Source organism: Pseudomonas tremae, assembly GCF_001401155.1.
GTDB lineage: Bacteria > Pseudomonadota > Gammaproteobacteria > Pseudomonadales > Pseudomonadaceae > Aquipseudomonas > Aquipseudomonas tremae.
The window spans coordinates 1-347 of the sequence record NZ_LJRO01000229.1 but is presented as its reverse complement, the minus strand read 5'-3'; the positions used below and the strand labels follow the sequence as shown (position 1 = coordinate 347).

Genomic DNA, 347 nt, shown 5'->3' with positions numbered 1-347 from the left:
GCCCAACTACCGCGGCACCCTGCAAGCGGACTATAGCCTGCCGGTGCCCGGGCTCGCCTTACTCGGCGGGATGCAGTACAGCGCCAGCAAGTACGCTGACCGTGAAGGCTCCGTGCAGGTCAATGACTACACACTGTTCAATATCGGCAGCCGTTACAGCACCCGAATCAGCGGCTACGACACTGTCGTGCGCCTGACCGTCGACAACCTCTTCGACAAACGCTACTGGCGTGATGCCGGGGAGTATCTGGGTGACGACTACCTATTCATGGGCGCACCCAGAACGGCAAGATTGTCGGCCACCGTCAACTTTTAGTGGGCGGGCTCTACTGCACGGAGCGTTGGCA

1 pseudogene is annotated in these 347 nt (G+C 60.5%); it reads left to right on the top strand.

Going from position 1 to position 347, the window contains the following annotated elements:
• Nucleotides 1-316 (top strand): annotated as a pseudogene (locus ALO43_RS15605) (TonB-dependent siderophore receptor); the annotation flags it as partial.
• Nucleotides 317-347: the final 31 nt, after the last annotated feature.